The sequence below is a fragment of the Streptomyces sp. ATLC9 genome, assembly GCF_057196705.1.
This window is the reverse complement of the sequence record NZ_JBXUOY010000036.1, coordinates 1-17,436: the sequence shown is the minus strand read 5'-3', so window position 1 is coordinate 17,436 and position 17,436 is coordinate 1. Positions and strand designations below refer to the sequence as shown.

Annotated in this window: 20 protein-coding genes; 15 read left to right on the top strand and 5 right to left on the bottom strand. The window is 72.5% G+C overall.

All coding sequences use genetic code 11. From position 1 onward, the window contains the following. The first annotated feature begins 263 nt into the window (after positions 1–263). The gene (locus AC2CJA_RS06520; RefSeq protein ID WP_484601701.1) at positions 264–2,093 is read left to right on the top strand and encodes an AMP-dependent synthetase/ligase; all 1,830 of its coding nucleotides are present in this window, start codon (positions 264–266) and stop codon (positions 2,091–2,093) included. Between the two features lie 399 nt (positions 2,094–2,492). On the opposite strand, the gene AC2CJA_RS06515 is transcribed toward AC2CJA_RS06520, so the two are convergent. Next, a complete protein-coding gene (locus tag AC2CJA_RS06515; protein WP_484601700.1) occupies positions 2,493–3,137 on the bottom strand; it encodes a CBS domain-containing protein in 645 nt (214 codons plus the stop codon). 174 nt (positions 3,138–3,311) lie between these two features. On the opposite strand from AC2CJA_RS06515, the gene AC2CJA_RS06510 reads away from it, so the two are divergent. After that, positions 3,312–3,980, top strand: coding sequence for a class I SAM-dependent methyltransferase (locus AC2CJA_RS06510; protein WP_484601699.1), 669 nt, complete (start codon positions 3,312–3,314; stop codon positions 3,978–3,980). Positions 3,981–4,272: 292 nt separating this feature from the next. Here the strand turns inward: AC2CJA_RS06510 and AC2CJA_RS06505 are convergent, their stop codons facing one another. The 3 genes from AC2CJA_RS06505 to AC2CJA_RS06495 form a co-directional block, all read right to left on the bottom strand. Further along, entirely contained in the window at positions 4,273–5,832 is a 1,560-nt protein-coding gene (locus AC2CJA_RS06505) for an RICIN domain-containing protein (RefSeq protein WP_484601698.1), read from the bottom strand. Positions 5,833–6,111: 279 nt separating this feature from the next. Beyond that, positions 6,112–6,618 carry a GNAT family N-acetyltransferase gene (locus AC2CJA_RS06500; protein ID WP_484601697.1) on the bottom strand — a complete coding sequence of 169 codons (507 nt, stop codon included), beginning with the start codon at positions 6,616–6,618 and terminating at the stop codon, positions 6,112–6,114. Between the two features lie 16 nt (positions 6,619–6,634). After that, on the bottom strand, positions 6,635–7,102 hold the full coding sequence (locus AC2CJA_RS06495; protein WP_484601713.1) for an ATP-binding protein: 468 nt from the start codon (positions 7,100–7,102) through the stop codon (positions 6,635–6,637). Positions 7,103–7,278: 176 nt separating this feature from the next. On the opposite strand from AC2CJA_RS06495, the gene AC2CJA_RS06490 reads away from it, so the two are divergent. From AC2CJA_RS06490 to AC2CJA_RS06440, 11 genes are all read left to right on the top strand, one after another. Then, positions 7,279–8,190: a helix-turn-helix domain-containing protein gene (locus tag AC2CJA_RS06490; protein WP_484601712.1), complete on the top strand. Its 912-nt coding sequence runs from the start codon at positions 7,279–7,281 to the stop codon at positions 8,188–8,190. Beyond that, positions 8,147–8,281, top strand: a complete 135-nt coding sequence (locus AC2CJA_RS06485; RefSeq protein ID WP_484601696.1) for a DUF397 domain-containing protein — start codon at positions 8,147–8,149, stop codon at positions 8,279–8,281. Before AC2CJA_RS06490 ends, AC2CJA_RS06485 begins: the two co-directional genes overlap by 44 nt. A 272-nt stretch (positions 8,282–8,553) precedes the next feature. After that, positions 8,554–9,492, top strand: coding sequence for a hypothetical protein (locus AC2CJA_RS06480; protein ID WP_484601695.1), 939 nt, complete (start codon positions 8,554–8,556; stop codon positions 9,490–9,492). Between the two features lie 43 nt (positions 9,493–9,535). Beyond that, the gene (locus AC2CJA_RS06475; protein WP_484601694.1) at positions 9,536–9,715 is read left to right on the top strand and encodes a hypothetical protein; all 180 of its coding nucleotides are present in this window, start codon (positions 9,536–9,538) and stop codon (positions 9,713–9,715) included. A 208-nt stretch (positions 9,716–9,923) separates the two neighbouring features. Then, positions 9,924–11,093 carry a threonine synthase gene (locus tag AC2CJA_RS06470; RefSeq protein WP_484601693.1) on the top strand — a complete coding sequence of 390 codons (1,170 nt, stop codon included), beginning with the start codon at positions 9,924–9,926 and terminating at the stop codon, positions 11,091–11,093. A 25-nt stretch (positions 11,094–11,118) separates the two neighbouring features. Beyond that, positions 11,119–11,784, top strand: a complete 666-nt coding sequence (locus tag AC2CJA_RS06465) for a helix-turn-helix transcriptional regulator (protein WP_484601692.1) — start codon at positions 11,119–11,121, stop codon at positions 11,782–11,784. 182 nt (positions 11,785–11,966) lie between these two features. Further along, positions 11,967–12,350, top strand: coding sequence for a VOC family protein (locus AC2CJA_RS06460; RefSeq protein WP_484601691.1), 384 nt, complete (start codon positions 11,967–11,969; stop codon positions 12,348–12,350). A gap of 181 nt (positions 12,351–12,531) precedes the next feature. Beyond that, positions 12,532–13,431, top strand: coding sequence for a macrolide 2'-phosphotransferase (locus AC2CJA_RS06455; RefSeq protein ID WP_484601690.1), 900 nt, complete (start codon positions 12,532–12,534; stop codon positions 13,429–13,431). Between the two features lie 105 nt (positions 13,432–13,536). After that, positions 13,537–13,875, top strand: coding sequence for an ArsR/SmtB family transcription factor (locus AC2CJA_RS06450; RefSeq protein ID WP_484601689.1), 339 nt, complete (start codon positions 13,537–13,539; stop codon positions 13,873–13,875). After that, positions 13,872–14,408 carry an SRPBCC domain-containing protein gene (locus tag AC2CJA_RS06445; protein WP_484601688.1) on the top strand — a complete coding sequence of 179 codons (537 nt, stop codon included), beginning with the start codon at positions 13,872–13,874 and terminating at the stop codon, positions 14,406–14,408. The genes AC2CJA_RS06450 and AC2CJA_RS06445 overlap by 4 nt, the downstream gene beginning before the upstream one ends. Next, a complete protein-coding gene (locus tag AC2CJA_RS06440) occupies positions 14,405–15,034 on the top strand; it encodes a dihydrofolate reductase family protein (RefSeq protein ID WP_484601687.1) in 630 nt (209 codons plus the stop codon). The genes AC2CJA_RS06445 and AC2CJA_RS06440 overlap by 4 nt, the downstream gene beginning before the upstream one ends. Positions 15,035–15,049: 15 nt before the next feature. On the opposite strand, the gene AC2CJA_RS06435 is transcribed toward AC2CJA_RS06440, so the two are convergent. Next, a complete protein-coding gene (locus AC2CJA_RS06435; RefSeq protein WP_484601686.1) occupies positions 15,050–16,078 on the bottom strand; it encodes a LacI family DNA-binding transcriptional regulator in 1,029 nt (342 codons plus the stop codon). A 208-nt stretch (positions 16,079–16,286) separates the two neighbouring features. Between AC2CJA_RS06435 and AC2CJA_RS06430 the strand changes: the two genes are divergently transcribed. Both AC2CJA_RS06430 and AC2CJA_RS06425 read left to right on the top strand, forming a co-directional pair. Beyond that, positions 16,287–16,445, top strand: coding sequence for a hypothetical protein (locus AC2CJA_RS06430; RefSeq protein WP_241714048.1), 159 nt, complete (start codon positions 16,287–16,289; stop codon positions 16,443–16,445). 114 nt (positions 16,446–16,559) lie between these two features. Beyond that, positions 16,560–17,132, top strand: coding sequence for a GNAT family N-acetyltransferase (locus tag AC2CJA_RS06425; RefSeq protein ID WP_484601685.1), 573 nt, complete (start codon positions 16,560–16,562; stop codon positions 17,130–17,132). Positions 17,133–17,436 lie beyond the last annotated feature (304 nt).

Below are 17,436 nucleotides of genomic sequence, written 5' to 3'. Positions count from 1 at the left end.
CCGGGCCGGAGTCCGATCCCGTTCCTGACCATCGCCGCGTGCCGCCCGGGTGGGCGGGCGGCACGAGGCCGGAGGGCGTCCCATGGGGGGAGCGCTCTCCGGCCGCGGCCGTGTGCCGCGCGCCGTCACGAGGCCCGGACCGCCCGGGGGCTCGCGCAGGGGAACGGTTTTGATCAAGCCCTGGGCAACAGGTGCGTTCATCGGTATTTTCGCCCCCTGCCGCCCGGAACGCGATGCGGCGGAGGTCCGGTGATGGGGGTGCCGTGCGCGACTTCAGTTGTCCGCCCGTGGTGGAGCCGATGCGGAAGGGAGGACTGGCGGACTCGGTCCACGAACTGGCCGAACACGAGCCGCACTTCGCGCAGCTCGCCCGCCGCGAGGACCCGGCGGGCGGTGAGTGGGCCACCGTCACCGCCGCCTCCTTCCGGGACGAGGTGAGGGCCCTGGCCAAGGGCCTGCTGGCCGACGGCGTACGGTTCGACGACCGGGTCGCGGTGATGGCCCGCACCCGCTACGAGTGGACGCTGTTCAACTACGCGCTGTGGACGATCGGCGCCCAGGTCGTGCCTGTCTACCCCACCTCCTCCGCCGAGCAGGTGCGCTGGATCCTGGCCGACGCGCGGGTGGCGGCGGTCGTCGTCGAGCACGAGGAGCACGCCATGACGGTGGGCTCGGTGTGCGACGCGGCGCCGTCGCTGCGCCGCATCTGGCAGCTCGACACCGGTTGTGTGACGGAGCTGACGGAGCTGGGGCGCGGCGTCCCCGAGGACCTCGTGGAGCGCCACCGCCGCGCGGTGACGCCGCGCTCGGTCGCCGCCGTCACCTACACCTCCGGCACCACCGGCCGCCCCAAGGGCTGTGTGATCACCCACGCGAACCTCGCGGCCGAGTGCGACATCCTGCTCGCCGGATGGCCCGAGCTCATCGCCGCGCAGGGCGAGCGGCCCGCCATCCTCGCCTTCCTTCCGCTGTCGCACATCTACGGCCTGATGGTGCAGGTCTTCTGCGTCCGCAACCGCGTGCTGCTGGGCCACCAGCCCGAGATCGCGCCCGCCGAGCTGCTGCCCGCGCTCGCGTCCTTCAGACCGACGTTCGTCTTCGCCGTGCCCTACGTCTTCGAGAAGATCTACCGCAGGGCCCGGCAGGTAGCCCTGGAGGCCGGCAAGGGCGATGTGTTCGACCGGGCGATGGATGTCGCGGCACGCTACGCCGAGGCCGTGGAGCGGCATGACGCGGGCGCGGGACCCGGTCCCGGCCCCGTGCTCAGGGCCTCGCACGCGCTCTTCGAGCGCACCGTGTACCGGAAGCTGCGGGCGGTGCTGGGCGGGCGGGTGCGGTACGCGGTCTCGGGCGGCTCCACGCTGCGGCGCGAACTCGGCCTGATCTTCGCGGGTGCCGGGATCACGGTCTACGACGGCTACGGGCTGACCGAGACCACCGCGGCGGTGACCGGCCAGCCGACGGGCCGCGTCAAGTTCGGCACGGTGGGCCGCCCGATGCCGGGCCACTCGGTCCACATCGCCCGCGACGGGGAGATCTGGGTGCACGGCGACGTCGTCTTCGCCGGCTACCTCAACGACCCCGGGGCGACCGCCGGGGTGCTGCGCGACGGCTGGTTCGCCACCGGGGACATCGGCCACCTGGACGACGAGGGCTATCTGGTCATCACCGGGCGCAAGAAGGACATCATCATCACCAGCGGCGGCAAGAGCGTCGCCCCGCAGGTGCTGGAGGACCGCGTCCGCGCGCATCCGCTGATCTCCCAGTGCCTGGTCGTGGGCGACGACCGCCCCTACGTCGCGGCGCTGATCACCCTCGATCCCGAGGCGCTGGAGCAGTGGTTCCGGCTGCGCGAGCGGGAGCCGCTGCCCTCCCGGGAGATCCTGCGCGACGAGGAGTTGTACGCGGAGGTCCAGCGGGCGGTGTCCCAGGCGAACAACGCGGTCTCCCGCGCGGAGTCGATCCGGGCCTTCCGGATCCTGCCCGCCGAGTTCAGCATGGCGCAGGGCCTGATCACTCCGTCGCTGAAGATGCGGCGGGCGGCGATCGCGAAGATGTACGAGGACGAGATCGAGGCCCTCTACTCCTCCTGAGCCCGGCGCCGGGCCCATACCGTGACCTCGAACAACCCTCTCCATAAATGGAGTCGAGCCCCCAGCGGAGCCACGGCAGCATCCGCCGGGCTGACCGGCGCGCGCATCACCGGCCGGCTGGACCTCATGTACGGGACGGTCGAGCACGCCGCCCGGCTGCGCGCCCGCGGCATGGTCAACCTCAGCGGCGCCACGATCCCCCGCCGGCTCGTCCTGAACTCCGCCCGGCTCTCCGACCCCGCCGGCCAGGCGCTGCGGGCCAGCGTCAGCACCATCGGCGAACTGTGGCTGCGCGGCACGGCCCCGGCCCAGGGTGCCGTGAACCTGCGCGGCGCCCAGCTCGACCTGCTGGAAGCCGCTCCGAAGGTGTGGCCCGAACGGGTCAGGCTCGACGAGCTCTCAGCCCGCCCCGGCGACGGCGAGGCGGGCGTCCACCGCGACGACGCCGTCGATGCCCTGGCACAGGCCCACGACCACCGGGACCAGGCGCGCTTCCGGCACATCTCCACGGAGGATGACGGTCCCTTCCCGGACCTCGACCGCGACGGCGTCCTCGTCCAGGTCGAGGATGTCCCCCAGGACGTCCTGCTCGACCTCTTCGCGGATCTCGGCGTCGGAGCGGACGAAGACGTCGAGCAGGTCGCTGCGGGTGACGATGCCGGCCAGGAGCCCGTCCTCGTCGACCACCGGCAGCTGCTTGACGTGCCGCCTGCGCAGTTCCCGCGCGACCCGGGGGATCGTCCAGTCGGCGCGGGCGGTGAAGACGGGGCTGCTCATGAGCGCGCCCGCGGTCCGGGCCCGGGCCTTGCCCCAGGGATGCTCGTCGTCGCCGTCCTGGCCCTGCGGGTCGGGCATGCCGGTCTCGTGCCGCAGCACGTCGGAGGCGGAGACGACGCCGACGGGGGCGCCGTCGTCGTCGACGACCGGGGCCGCGACGATGTCGTTCGCGTCCAGCAGGGCGGCGACCTCCGACAGCGGTGTGCCGGGGCGGAAGGTGACCACGTCCTCGGTCATCACGTCACCGACCGTGTGGCGGTACAGCATGGCATCGGCCTCCTCCGCTTCACGGTACCGGCCGCCGCGCCCTCGCCGGCCGGTCCGCGCCGTCACCGTCCTCCCTCCCCATGACAGCACCGCGCCGCTCCGTCGGCCAGTGCCGTTCGGCCCGGCGGGAAGCCGACGGTCCCGCGACCAGGGCCGCTGTCCTATCGTTGGCCGATGCGCTTACCTCCCATCGCCCGCCCGGCCGATCTCGACACGGTCCGTGATTCCTACGACCGGGTGGCCGACAACTACGTTCACATGGTCCGGACGACGGGATGCGGCGACATCCGCACCCACCCCTGGCTCAAGGCGTCGATCGACGCCTTCGCCGACACCGTGCGCGGCCTCGGGCCCGTCCTCGACGTCGGCTGCGGGCCCGGAACGGTGACCGCCTACCTCGCCGAACGCGGACTCGACGTGTCCGGGGTCGACCTGTCCCCCCGCATGGTCGAGAACGCGCGCCGCCTCTACCCGCACTGCCGCTTCGACGTCGCCTCCGCCACCGAACTCGAACTCGGTGAGGCGTCCCTGGGCGGCGTGCTCGGCTGGTGGTCGCTGTTCAACCTCCCCCGCGACGTCCTTCCCCAGGTCCTCGCCGTGTTCGCGCGCGCCCTGAAGCCGGGCGGACACCTCATCACGGCGACACACGTCGGCGACGAGGACATCGCGCGCACCGAGGCCTACGGAGGCGTGCCCGTCCGCTGGACGACACACCAGTGGCGGCCGGAGCGGCTCGTGGAGCTGATCGAGCGGGCTGGCCTGCACCCGGTCGCCGAGCTCCGCCTTCCCGCAGAGGAGCGGACCGGTCCGGGCGTGGTGGTCATGGCCGGGCGCCCCGGCTGAGGCACGGGCGCCGGGGCCGTCTTCCGGCTCCCGGCGCCGTCCGTCCGAATGCTTCCCGGTCATCGGCCGAGGGGGTCACCGGCCTCGTGTCGTTCGGCGCTCCACCGCTCCCGCGGTGTGCGGGACACCGCACGCCGACGGCCCGCAGCGAGCCGTCGGCGGCGGCCCGGGAGCCGGTGGGGTCAACGGCCGCCGCTCCCGTGTCCGAGGAGTGTTCCGGGCCTCCCCAGGACACGGGAGCGGCTGGGAAGAGGGCCGTCCCGTGACCGTGCGGACCCGATCAGGAGCTCGATCAGGAGATGGAGAACACCGACGCCCAGTTCTGGCTGTTCGAGCCGGCCGAAGCGGTGTTGGCGGTGACCGCCTGGCCCGCGGTCGCGTTGCCGTCCAGGACGAAGCCGGTGGCCGGGTTGGTCAGGGTGTAGGTGCCGACGGCGTTCTGGGTCACCTGCCAGCGCTGGTTGGAGGTACCGAGGTAGAGGGGCTGCAGGGAGACCTGGCCACCGGCGGTGGTCGGTGCGGTCAGGTAGAGCGGGATCAGGCAGCTGTCGTAGATCCGTGCGGTGCCGTCACCGTTGGCCGTGAACTTCCAGCGCTGCGAGGGCTCCGAGGTGTCCAGGGCGGCGAACTCGGCCACCGACGGGATGCCGCCGCTGCAGGTCCCGCCGCGCTGCAGGGCGACTCCGCCGCCGTTGCTGAGCGCGTGGTAGGCGTTGTCGCCCACCACCGTGGGGCCGTAGTTGACGGCGTACGTCTCCAGTGCGGCCAGCGCGGCGCCGGTGGTGGACAGCGGCGGCACGGCCGTCGGGCGGACGTTCTTGAACCAGTCGGCGAACGTCGAGGGCGTGTGCGAGGCCAGGGTGGCGATGGAGCGGTCCCAGCTGCCGTCCACCTGGTTCCACAGCCGGAGCAGCGAGCCGCCCACGTTGCCCTGCACATGGTCACCGGTCTGCCAGCCCGCGGCGTGGGTGAACGGGTAGGACGCCCCGTTCGGCCACACGTAGCGCTCGTCGCCGAGCAGGTAGGCGGCCACCGCGTCGGCGAAGCCCTCGGTCCAGGCACAGGTGGCGGACGACGCCTTCTCGATGTAGTGCGGGTTGCAGTTGGTGACGTTCGGGAACGTGCCGTTGTACAGCCGGTGCTGGAAGAAGTGGCCCGCCTCGTGCAGCACGGTGTGCTCGGAGTCCGGGTCGGCGTCGGCCAGGTGCACGGTGTTCGACAGGTCGTACCACGGTCCGCTGGAGGACCCGGCCTGCCAGCGCAGCGTCAGCGTGGTGCAGGTCGCGGCGTTCGTCTCGGCGGTCGTCCAGCACGGGGTGGTGGAGTTGACACGGCGCGACCAGAGCAGGTTGACGGTGTCGAAGGCGTGCCAGGCGCGGCTCGCCGTGGTGGGCTTGACGGTGCCCAGGTTGACGTTCGCCGTCACGTTCGACTGCATCGGCGTGGCGTGGGTGTAGACCGTGCCGGAGGCGTTGGCGACCCGCCACACCTGGTTGTTGCGGGTGGCGAAACGCACGTACAGACGATCCATCGAGACGGTGTTGACCGGGGTGTGGCAGAGGTTGAACGAGCCGTCGGCCCCACCGGTCAGCTCGGTTCCGGTGTTCAGCTTCTGGATGGGATCGGTCGGTCTCTCCCGGCCCCAGAGCTCGACCGAGGCGTTGCGGGCGGCCCGGGTCAGGGTCGGCTTGTGGGTGCCCGCCTCGGCGGACTGGTAGTCGAACTGGAGGTTGCCGCTCATGCATATCGGCTGCGCGGCGGAGGCGGTACCCGCCGAGAGGGGCACGATGACGCCCGCGGCGAGTGCCATCGGCACCAGCAGGCGGAGCATGACGGTGGACCGGCGTAACATGGATGTCCTTCCGGAAGACGCGGGTCCGCCGGTCGGCGGGCCCGGACATGGGTGAGGCCGGGTCGCCCCGGCCTCTCGCTCGCGTCATTTACCTGTGTCACTCGTGACGCCTCGTCGGGTGACGGGGCGTCCGAACCACGAGCCATCGTGGGCTCAGCGCCGCACGGTCCACCAGGGGCGCACGGAGTCACAGTCGGCGGTTCCGGAGTGCGCCCGTGCGCCCGGCGCACGCTCGGGACGGCGAGCGCCTGAACAGACCGCGACGGCGTCCCCGTGGTGTCACAGTGCCCGGCGCATGCAGACCCGCGGCCACCGGTCCAGACCGTGGGCCGCCTCGCTCTCGCGGATCCTCCGCAGGCCGGGAGTGAGCCCGGTGTCGTCCATGACCCGGAAACCGCAGCGTGCGTAGTAGGGGGCGTTCCAGGGGACCCGGGTGAACGTGGTGAGGGTCAGGGCTGGTACCCCTTCGCTCCTGGCGTCGTCCGCCAGATGCTCCAGCAGCGACCGGCCGACACCGCGACGCGCGCTGTCCGGGTGCACCGAGACCTGCTCGACGTGGAGGCCGCCGTCGACGCGGTCGGCGATCAGGTAGGCGACCGGGACATCGGCGCCGTTGACCGCGGCCCAGGCCAGCCCGGCACGGTGGTAGCGGGCGAGCTCACCGAGCGGGAGCGGCTCGTCCTCGGCGATCTCCGGCATGCCGATGTCCCGGAAACACTGCCCGGCGGCCCTCTCGATGTCCTGGAGGACGGGCAGTTCGTCCAGGCGCACGGCTCGGATGTACACGGACGCATTCTCCCTTTCAGCGGCCTGGGGCCGCCACCTCCGCCCAGACCGTCTTGCCGACGGGGTCGCGCGGGACCGCGCCCCAGCGGGTGGCGAGAATGTCCACCAGGAGCAGGCCGCGCCCCGACTCCTCCTCGGCGGATGGTGAGGGTGGGGCGGCCGGAGGCCGGACCGGGGAGGCGTCCGCGACCTCGATGCGGATCACCTCTCCTCGCACTTCGAGCGCGAGGCGGAAGTCGCGTCCGGGCACGCGGCCGTGCCGCACCGCGTTGGCGGCCAGCTCGCCGACCAGCAGGGAGACGGTGCACGAGACGTCCGACGCGGCCGGCCACCCCCACTCCTCCATGCGCCGCACGGCGAGCTTCCGGGCGAGCCGCGCCCCCTTGGCGGATGACGTGAACCGCCGCGTGAACGGCAGGGGTTCGGGGTCGCCCGGGTGTGCCGCGCCCGGCTGCGGTTCCTCGTCGGGCGTGGTCGTCGTCAGCAGCACGAAAGCCGTCCTTCGCTTCCTCGTTCGATCCGCAACGTAGGCGGATCATTACGTTCCGTGCTTCAGGATCGACCGACGAGCATAGGCTCGGAAGGGGATGAAGCCTTACCTTCCAGCACGTAAGAAACGGAAGTGATGTTTTGGCCAAGGATATTGATCCCGGGGCATCGATGGCGGCCCTGTTCGGCTCGCGGGTGCGCAGACTCCGCGTCGCCGCCGGGCTGACCCAGGCGGAACTGGGTGAGAAGGCGCATGTGGTCGCCAGCCGGATCACCCAGGTCGAGCGGGCCTCCGGAGCGAGACCGACGCTTGAACTGGCGCGCACGCTGGACGACGCCCTCGCAGCGGACAACCTGCTGGTCGACCTGTGGCCGTACGTCTACCGCGAGACGTTCCCGGACTGGTCGCGCAGGTTCATGGAGTACGCGGAACGAGCGGTGTCCATCTGCGAGTACGCGGCGCATGTGGTGCCCGGCCTGCTCCAGACCGAGGACTACGCGCGAGCCCTGCTGAGCGTCGGCCGGACGCTCAGCGGCAAGGAACAGTTGGAGGAACGCGTCGCGGCCCGGATCGGGCGGCAGGCACGACTCTGGTCACCGGGCCATCCCGAACTGTGGGTGATCCTGGACGAGTCGGTGCTGCGGCGTCCGATCGGAGGCCGCGCCGTCATGCGGGACCAGTTGGCGAGCCTCCTCGAAGCGGCCGAGGAGCGTCACATCACCGTGCAGGTGCTGCCGTTCGACCAGGGCGAGCATGGTGCGCTGGGCGGTTCCCTGACCCTGCTGACGATGCCGGACGGCTCGGAGACGGTCTACACGGAAGGCGCCGACTACGGCCAACTCGTCGAGGAACCGGCGGAGGTCAGGCCGTACAGGGAGACATACGATCGGCTGCGGGCGGCAGCCCTGCCCCCGCTCATGTCGCTCGACATGATCCGATCCGCGCTGGAGGACAACCGTGAAGCGAGTGTCCCGTCCCGATCTCAGCGGCGCCGAGTGGCGCAGGAGCAGCTACAGCAACCAGGAGGGTGGCAACTGCGTGGAGGTGGCCGACGGCTTCCCCGGCATCGTCCCCGTCCGTGACAGCAAGGTCTCGCACGGGCCGGTGCTGGCGTTCCCGTCGGCGTCCTGGGCTTCCTTCATAAGCGAGTTGAAGGCCGACCGCCGCGCCTGAGCGATCCGGGGGCCGGTGTGCGTCGGCTCCCCGGGCCCCCCGGACCCTCGCCCCCGAGGGTCCGGCGGGCCACCGACTCCCTTAAAGAACCGGGAGAAAGAACCACCCACCCACCCACCCTTTCCCCTCGTCACCCATACGGGTGACGAGCTTGCGGGTTTGAAAAGCGGGTGGTTACGTTCATCGCGACAACCGCAAAAAGTTGCGGCCCCCGGTCGGGACTGCCATCCCGGTCCGAGGGCCTCACCGATCAGGAAGAAAGCACCTTCCCGATGGCTGACTCGCAGTTTAGCGCGCGCTCACGCGCCCGCGCCGGTGCACCGGCATCCGGCGTGATCCACGTACGCACCCGCCTCACCGCCAACTTCACCGTTCTCGCCAACGTCCTCGCCCAGCGGCCCGGCAGCGCGGTCACCATCGGGGTCGCGGCGTACATCGCATCCCTGCCGGACGGCGCCCCGGTGAGCATCACCGCGCTGTGCGAGCACTTCTCCGAGGGCGAGATCCTGATCTCCCGCGCTCTGCGGGAGCTGGAGGCGTCCGGGCATCTGGAGCGGCGGCGCGAGCGCGGGCCGGACGGCCGGGTCCGTACCCGCACCTACTTCCACGACGTACCGCCGAGCGACGACGACCCGACCCCGCCGCCCGGCCGCCGGCCTCGTCCCGCACCCGTCCGCGTGCCCGCGCCGCGTACGGCTTCCGACCCGGCGCCCCTGCCGCCTCCCCCGGACCCGTCCGCCGCTCCCCCGGACCCGCTCCCGGCCGTGGTGCGGTCGCCGCAGGCGCCGCCTGCTCAGCCCGCTCCGCCTGCTCCGCCTGCTCCGCTCGGCGAGGCCGATCCGGACGCGGTACGGGTCCTGGCCTGTCTCCGCAACGCCGACCCCCGGCTGATCCTCTCCGAGAGCGAGGCCGCCCGGCTCGCCCCGGATGTGGCCCGGTGGCTCGCGGCGGGCGTGTCCCCCGCCCGGATCACCGAGACGCTCACCGCCGGCCTGCCCGAACGCTTCCTGGCCCGCCCGGCCCGCATCCTGGCCTTCCGCCTCAGCGATCTGCCCCTGCCCGCACCCGCCTCGGCCCCGCCGCCCGCCAAGCCCGCCGTCCTGCCCCTCCAGACCTGCGACGGCTGCGAACGCGCCATCCGCGCGGCCCGGCCCGGCCAGTTGTGCCGCGACTGCCGCATGGAGCAGGAGTCGCTCCGTGCGGCCTGCTGATTCACCGAGCATGGGGAGCGACACCATGAGCATGGTGTCGCGCATGGCAACCAAGAGGGTCACCGTGACGATCCCGGAGGACCTCCTGGAGGATCTCCTGGAGGAGATCCGCTCCGAAGTGACCGAGCGCGGCCTGCCCGCGTACTTCAGCGAGGCGCCGCGCCTGCGGCGGGAGCCGGCCGACGAGGTCCTGACCCGTGCCGGTGTGAGCGTGAGCCCGTAGGGGTGGTCACCGCTTCGGCCGCCGAGGGCGGAACGGCCCCGGCGGAGTCGGCGAGCGCGTTCCAGGTCGGTGCGGCGCGGCGCGCCGACGAGTGATTAGACTCGGTGTACATATCTGGAAAATCAATCCAGTACGAGAGTGGCAGGGTGCCTGCCGGGTCGCGGGGCCCGGTGACGGCACGTCGAGCGAGGAGAGGCCGGAACCGTCCATGAACGCCGAACAGCACTCAGCCGTCACCGCCCCCGGCCTGTACGACCGGTCCGGAAAGCACTACTCCCTGGACGACCCCCGCTGGCGGGGCGAGGACGGCAGCCCCCTCGCCGTCAGCCCGCTGCCGGGCCTGAGCCCCGAGCAGATCGACACCACCGAGCGGTCACTGTGGCGTTACCACGCGGCCCTGCCCGTCCCGGCCGCCCGCCGGGTGAGCCTGGGCGAAGGATGCACGCCGATGGTCCCGGTCGACTGGGCCGGTCGGCGCGTCCACTTCAAGCTGGAGTGGTTCAACCCGACCTCCAGCTTCAAGGACCGGGGCGTGTCGGTGATGGTGTCCCATCTCGCGGCGCACGGCGCCGACCGCGTACTGGAGGACAGTTCGGGCAACGGCGGTTCCGCGGTGGCCGCCTACGCCGCCGCTGCCGGCATCCGCGCCAAGATCATCGTTCCCGCCGCCACCTCGGAGGCCAAGATCCTCCAGGCCCGTGCCTACGGGGCCGAGATCGAGCTCGTGGCCGGCACCCGCGACGAGGTCTCGGACGAGGCGATCCGCCAGTCGGAGCGGATCCCCTACGCCAGCCACAACTGGCACCCCATGTTCATCCAGGGCACCAAGACCATCGCCTACGAGATGTGGGAGTCCCTCGGCTTCACCGCACCCGACAACATCGTCCTGGTGGCCGGAGCGGGCAGCAACATCATCGGGTGCGACATCGCCTTCGGCGAGTTGCTCGACGCCGGCCAGATCGACCGGCGCCCGCGCCTGTTCGTCGGGCAGCCCGAGCACTGGGCGACCATCGCCGACACGTTCAACGGCATCGACCCGGCTCAGCGCGGCGAGCGGATACCGACGATCGCCGAGGGCGCGTCCATCGCCCACCCGGTGCGGCTGCCCGAGGCGGTGGAGGCCGTCCGCCGCTCCGGCGGCGCCGCCTACGCCGTCCCGGAGGCGGAGATCCACGCCGCGGTCCGCGCACTGAGCTCGCGAGGGCTGTACGCCGAGCCGACCAGTAGCGTCGCCGCGGCGGCCCTCGACCACTTCATCGCGACGGGCGACATCGCGCCGGGCGAGACCACCGTGGTCGTGCTCACCGGTGCGGGGCTGAAGTCCGCCGAGAAGATGGCCTCGGTGTTCGCCGGACCCGCCGACCGAGCCGCCGACTGAGCCGGTGCCGGGAAAGGACAGCGCGATGGCACACCCCTCCCAGGACGAACCCACCGGCGAACACTCCGCGCAGGAGGACGAGCACCTCCTACGGGAAGCCGAGCGCATCGCCGTCGCCGTCGGGCGCATGTTCCCGGGCCTGTGCGAAGTCGTCCTGCACGACCTGCGCCGGCCCGACAGCGCCATCCGCGTCATCGAGAACAACCTGTCCGGGCGGCAGATCGGCGACTCCGCCACCGAACTGGGGCTGCGCCGCATCGCGGACCCCGACCACCCCAGCGTCATCCAGAACTACAGCAACCGGTTCCCCGACGGACGCCCGGCCAAGAGCACCTCGATCGGCATCAAGAACGCCGACGGGCGTTACGTCGCGGCCCTCTGCCTGAACCTGGACGTCAGCACGCTGTCCCCGCTGGCGATCGCCCTGGCCGACCTCGTCGCCACGGACGCCGGACACCGGGGTGAGACCCTGGAGACGCTGCGCGACCGCACCGGACGCGAACTCCGGTCGGCCATCGACTCCTTCGCCGCCGAACGCTCCAGTACCCCCCGCGGCCTCAACCGCGACCAGAAGCGCGAACTGGTCCGGCGGTTGCATCGCGAGGGGTTCTTCGAGACCCGGAGTTCCGCACAGCTCATCGCCGACCAACTCGGTGTCTCCCGGGCGACCGTCTACAACTACGTGAAGTAGTCACCCCGGGCACCCGCCAGAACAACCCTGGTGACCGAGGAAACCACCGTCCTCGAGCGGGCCGCCCCCACTTTCCACCCCGTCTGCTCAAACTGAGGTTGCCAGGCGTTCACCGAGCTGCGTACACGGGGACGAGCGCGACCCGGTGGCGTTCGGCGCGGAGATCGGGAAGAGTTGCGCGCATGGTCTCGGTACCGCGGAACGCGGCAATCGACTGTGCGGACGCCTACGGGCTGGCCCGGTTCCGGAGCGGGGCGACCGGCCGTCCGCTGCATCCGGAGGACAGGCCGGGCGGCCGGGAGACCCAGGTGCTGCTGGCGGACGGCCCGGTGCTGTACTTCAACCAGGTGCCCGAGGGCAAGACGGTCAAGAACCGGATCCACCTGTGCCTGCGCCCGGAGACCTCGCGCGATCAGGAGGTGGACCGGCTGCTGGGCCTCGGGGCCGCCTTTGTCGCCGATCACCGCGATCCCGATGGTTCGGGCTGGGTGGTCCTCGCCGGTCCCGAAGGAAACGAGTTCTGCGTCCTGCACGGTGAGGCCGACCGGGCGGCCATGGACTCTTGACGCTTCCGTGTCCGGACTGGTGTTCACCGGGCACGGGCCGGTGCGCCGGACGGTCGGCAAGTTGATCTGGCAGGCGAGAACGGTCGGGAGTGGGCCGTGCCGCTCCGGAGCGGCCGCTCCGCGGAACGGGCCGTGGGAAAAGGACTGGAGGCGGCACGGGCGCGGATGGGAGCGTGGGCCCGTGAACACGATCGACGACGTCGTCGCTCTGGCCGCCGTCCACGGCCTGCGCCTGTCCGCGCGGGACGCCACCGTGAACGAGGCGGGCCTGGACTACCGGGTCGTCATGGCCTTCGACACGAGCGGCCGCAGGTGGGTGCTGCGCGTGCCGCGCCGGGCCGACGTCTCCGAGGGCATGGCCGCCGAGGGGCGCATCCTCGACCTGGTCGCCCCCGTCCTGGCCGAGGACGGCGTCGCGGTCCCCGACTGGCAGGTCCGCTCCCCCGAGCTGATCGCCTACCCGGCCCTGCCCGGCGCCCCGGGCCTGACCCTGACCGATACCGGAGAGCCCGACTGGCACATGGACCCCGCCGGCCCGGACTACGCCGAGCGCCTGGGGCGCCTGCTGGCCTGTCTGCACTCCATCACCCCGGAGCAGGCGGGGGCCGCGGGTGTCGAGGTCCGCACCCCGGCCCGGGTGCGTCAGGCGTGGCGGGACGACATCGCCCGTGTGAGCGAGGCCTTCACCGTCTCCCCCGCCCTGGCCGAGGCCTGGCGGGCCTGGCTCGAGGACGACACCTGCTGGCCGGAGCGGACCGTGATGACCCACGGCGAGATCTACCCCGCGCACGTGCTGCTGGACGAGGAGGGCGCGATCACCGGAGTCCTGGACTGGACCACCGCCCGCGTGGACGACCCCGCCCGTGACCTGTCCTTCCAGTACGGCGCCGCGGGCGAGGAGGCGCTGCAGACCACTCTCACCGCGTACGAGCGGGCGGGCGGGCACGTCCACCCCGGTCTGGCGGCCCAGGCCAAGCACCTGTGGGACGCCTCCCCGATCGGGTACGCCCTGTACGCGCTGACCACCGGTGCGGAGACCGACCGGGCCACCGCGGCGGCGATGCTGAACCCCGGGACCTGACGCCCCGGCCGGTCCTGCGGCGGTGCTCCCGGAGAACCGGTACCGATCGGCCACCTGGGCGCTCAGTCCTTGCGCTGACCACTGTCTCGCGCAACACTTAGCCACATGGTTAAGCATACGGCGGAGCTGGACGGCGTGTTCGTCGCCCTCGCCGACCCGACCCGGCGTGCGGTCGTCCGGCACCTCGGCCACGGGCCCAGGAGCGTCGGCGACCTCGCCCGCGAGTTCCCGATGACCCTCCCCTCGTTCATGAAGCACGTGCGGACGCTCGAGTCGAGCGGGCTCATACACACCGTCAAGTCCGGCCGGGTGCGCAGCTGCGTGCTCAACCGCGAGCGGCTCGCCCTCGTCGACGACTGGCTCGCACAGCAGCGCCGGATCTGGGAGGAACGCACCGACCGACTCGAGCAGTTCGTCACCGACCCGGAGGAGAACAGGCAGTGAACCCCGATCCCGAATTCGGCTCCGCACCCGCCCCCGGCCCCGGCTTCGACCCCGATCTGGATCTCGCCCTGGAGCGGGTCATCCGGGCGCCGCGGACGACCGTCTGGCGGGCCTGGACCGACCCGGCCCGGCTCGAGCGGTGGTGGGTCCCGGCCCCGGCCCGCTGCCGGGTGGACCATCTGGAACCGCGGCCCGGCGGGGCGTTCGTGACGCGGCTGAGCGAGGGCGGGGGCGAGTTCGTCCCGCACCTGGACGCGTGTTTCCTCGCCGTGGACGAACTCCACCGGATCGTGTTCACCAACGCGGTGGACAGCGTCTGGCGGCCCGCTGATCCGGCCCCGGTCGCGATGACCGCCACGATCACACTGGCCGACCATCCGGAGGGCACCGGCTACCGGATGGTCGTGCGGCACGGCGACCCGGAGGCCCGCGCCCGCCACGCCAGGCTCGGCTTCGCCGAGGGCTGGGGTTCGGTCGCCGACCAGCTGGCAGCCCTCGCCGAGAGCACGGTTCCGCGACGGGCCCCGCGATGAGGATCGCCCTCACCGCCTTCACCACGCTCGACGGGGTCAGCCAGGGGCCCGGCTCCCCGGACGAGGACACCAGCGGCGGTTTCGGCCGCGGCGGCTGGCTCGTTCCCCACATCGACGGGACGTTCGTCCGGCGCGCCTCCGACTGGCTCGACCTGGCCGACGGCCTGCTGCTGGGGCGGCGCACCTACGAGGCGTTCGCACACGACTGGCCGGCGATCACCGACCCGGCCGACCCGTTCGCCGAGCGGATGAACACACTGCCGAAGTACGTCGTCTCCAACACCCTCGCCGAAGGGGCCTGGCACCCCACGACCGTCCTCAGAGGCGATCCGGTCAGCGCGGTCGCCGAGCTCAGGACGCGGCCGGGGCGGGAGCTCCAGGTCCACGGCAGCGCCCGCCTGGGTGACGCGCTGCTGGCCGCGGGCCTGGTCGACACGCTCCGCCTCGTGGTCGCGCCCACGGTGCTCAGGGCCGGCCGCCGTCTGATGTCCGGCCCCGGTGACCCCTCCGGTCTCCGCCTGACCCGCCACGAGGCGACACCGAACGGACTGCTGCTCCTGGAGTACGAGACGACGGGCGAGGCCTCACAGGGCAGGTACGAGGGCGTCACCGCCTTCGTCCGGTAGCCCGGCGCCGGCGGGCTACAGCGGGGCGGTGTCACGCGAGGGGGCGGCGGTGCTGGCGCGGACGGTCAGGGCGGGGCCGGGCGCGCGGCGGTGCCCGACGCGGTGGCCGGCGACGACGGCCTTGAGCCGGCGGGCGGACAGGGCGCCGTAGGCGGCGATGTCGCGGCGCAGCGCGGTCAGCCCGGGGTGGACCAGCCCGCACAGCGGCGAGTCGTCCCAGGCCACCAGGGAGACGTCCTCGGGGACGCGGACGCCCAGGCTCTGAGCGGCGCTCAGGCCGGAGACGGCCATCACGTCGTTGTCGTAGAGGATCGCGGTGGGGCGGCCGTCGCCCTCCAGCAGGGCACGGGTGGCGGCGCAGCCCTGTTCGCCGCTGTAGTCGGCCTCCACGCTCCGGCCGGTGACGCCGCGTTCGGCGGTGGCGGCGGCGAACGCCTCGGTGCGGAGCACGGTGTGCCGCAGGACGGCGGGCCCGGTGACGTGGGCGATGGAGCGGTGTCCGAGGTCGGTGAGGTGGGTGACGGCGGTGCGCACCCCCGCCGCCTCGTCGCTCCACACCGCCGGCAGGCTTCCGGTGCCGACGGGCGCGCCGATCACCACGGCGGGCAGGCGCAGTTCCTCCAGGGCGCGTATCCGGGGGTCGTCCACGCGCAGGTCGACCAGGAAGACGCCGTCGACCTTGCGCTGTGCCCACCAGGCCCGGTAGGTGGCCGTCTCGGCGTCCGCGTCGGACGCGACGGTGAACAGCAGGGAGGTGCCGTCCCCGGACAGCTCGCTCTGGATTCCGGAGACCAGCTGCATGAAGAACGGTTCGATGCCCAGGGAGCGGGCGGGGCGGTCCACCACCAGTCCGAAGGCCCCGGCCCTGCCGTCCGAGAGGGCCCTGGCCGCGCTGTTGGGCTGCCAGCCCAGTTCATCCGCGATGGCGAGCACTCTGGCGCGGGTCGCCTCCGACACGCCCGGGCGGCCGTTGAGCGCGAAGGACACCGCGCTCTTGGTCACCCCCGCACGGCGGGCGATGTCCACCATCGTGGGACGCTTCAACGCTTCTCCCCCTCGCGGTCGCCGGCGAACCGGGGCTCATCCTAGAGCGGCCCACTCGCACCGGGAACACGCGTTCAGAAGACCGCCGCACGGCTCCGGGAAGGCCCCACACATCACCCGCGCCCGCCGGGGTAGGAGGCGATGAGGACAACCGAGCGCAAAGGGTGCGGCTCGCCACGGCGGGCACCCGTGAACAGCTGGAGGAACCGTGCCGGGCATTCTGAGGAAGATCGCCATGTTCTCCCGAACCCCGCAGGGCCGCCGACTGACCTCGAAGGCCAGGAGGATGGCCTCCGATCCCAGGAAGCGGTCCCAGGCCAAGCAGGCGCTGAGCAGGCTGCGCGGCCGGGGGCCGGGACGCCCCTGAGGCGTCCCGGCCCCGTCCGGCCCGCCGCCCCGGGGCTCACCCCCCTTCCGCGCGTCGCCGCCCGCCGCCGTGAAGACACGGCGGCGGGCGGCGTCATGCCGCCAGGATGGGGGCATGACCGGCATCAGCATCGGGGACGGCGGCTGCCCGGGCCGGGTCGTCCTCGTCCACACGGCGGATCTGGACGCCTCCGTCCGCGCGGCGGCCCGCTCCCTGCTCGACGAGGTGTTCGAGGGGGACATGACCGACCAGGACTGGGACCACGCACTGGGCGGTGTGCACGCGCTGGCCTGGGAGGGTGCGGAGCTGGTGGGCCACGCCTCGCTGGTGCAGCGGAGGCTGCTGCACGGCGGCCGGGCGCTGCGCGCCGGCATCGTGGTGGGGGTCGGGGTCCGCGCCGGCCGGCGCGGACACGGGTACGGGGCCGCGCTGATGGGGGCTCTGGAACAGGTGGTGCGCGACGCGTACGACCTGGGTGCGCTGGCCTCCACCGACGAGGCGGCGGGCTTCTACGCGGCGCGCGGCTGGCTGCTGTGGCGGGGCCCCCTCTCGGCTCTCTCCCCCTCGGGCACCGTGCGCACGGAGGAGGACGACGGATGCGTCCACGTGCTGCCGGTGGCGGGCGGCGCGGAGCTGGACGCCTCCGGTGAGCTGGTCTGCGACTGGCGCGACGGCGACCTCTGGTAGCCGGGCGGCGGGGCGTGCCGCACCCGTCCGGCGGTTTCCGGCCCGGGCAGCCGCGGGCGCCCGGGCCGCCCGACGGCGATCCCGCGCAGACGGATTGTCTGCCGATGCCGTGAGTGTCATGCTCACAACTCCTGTCGGTAAACCGGCGGTAACCCCCTACCGCACCGTGAGGAGCCGCACGTGAGCGATCCCCGAACCCAGCGGCGCACACCGTCCGGCCGCACCCCGGACACACCCGCCTCACCGGCCGCCCCGGACATCCCCCGCCCGTATACCGGGCAGCAGCCGCCGCGGCGTCCTGCGC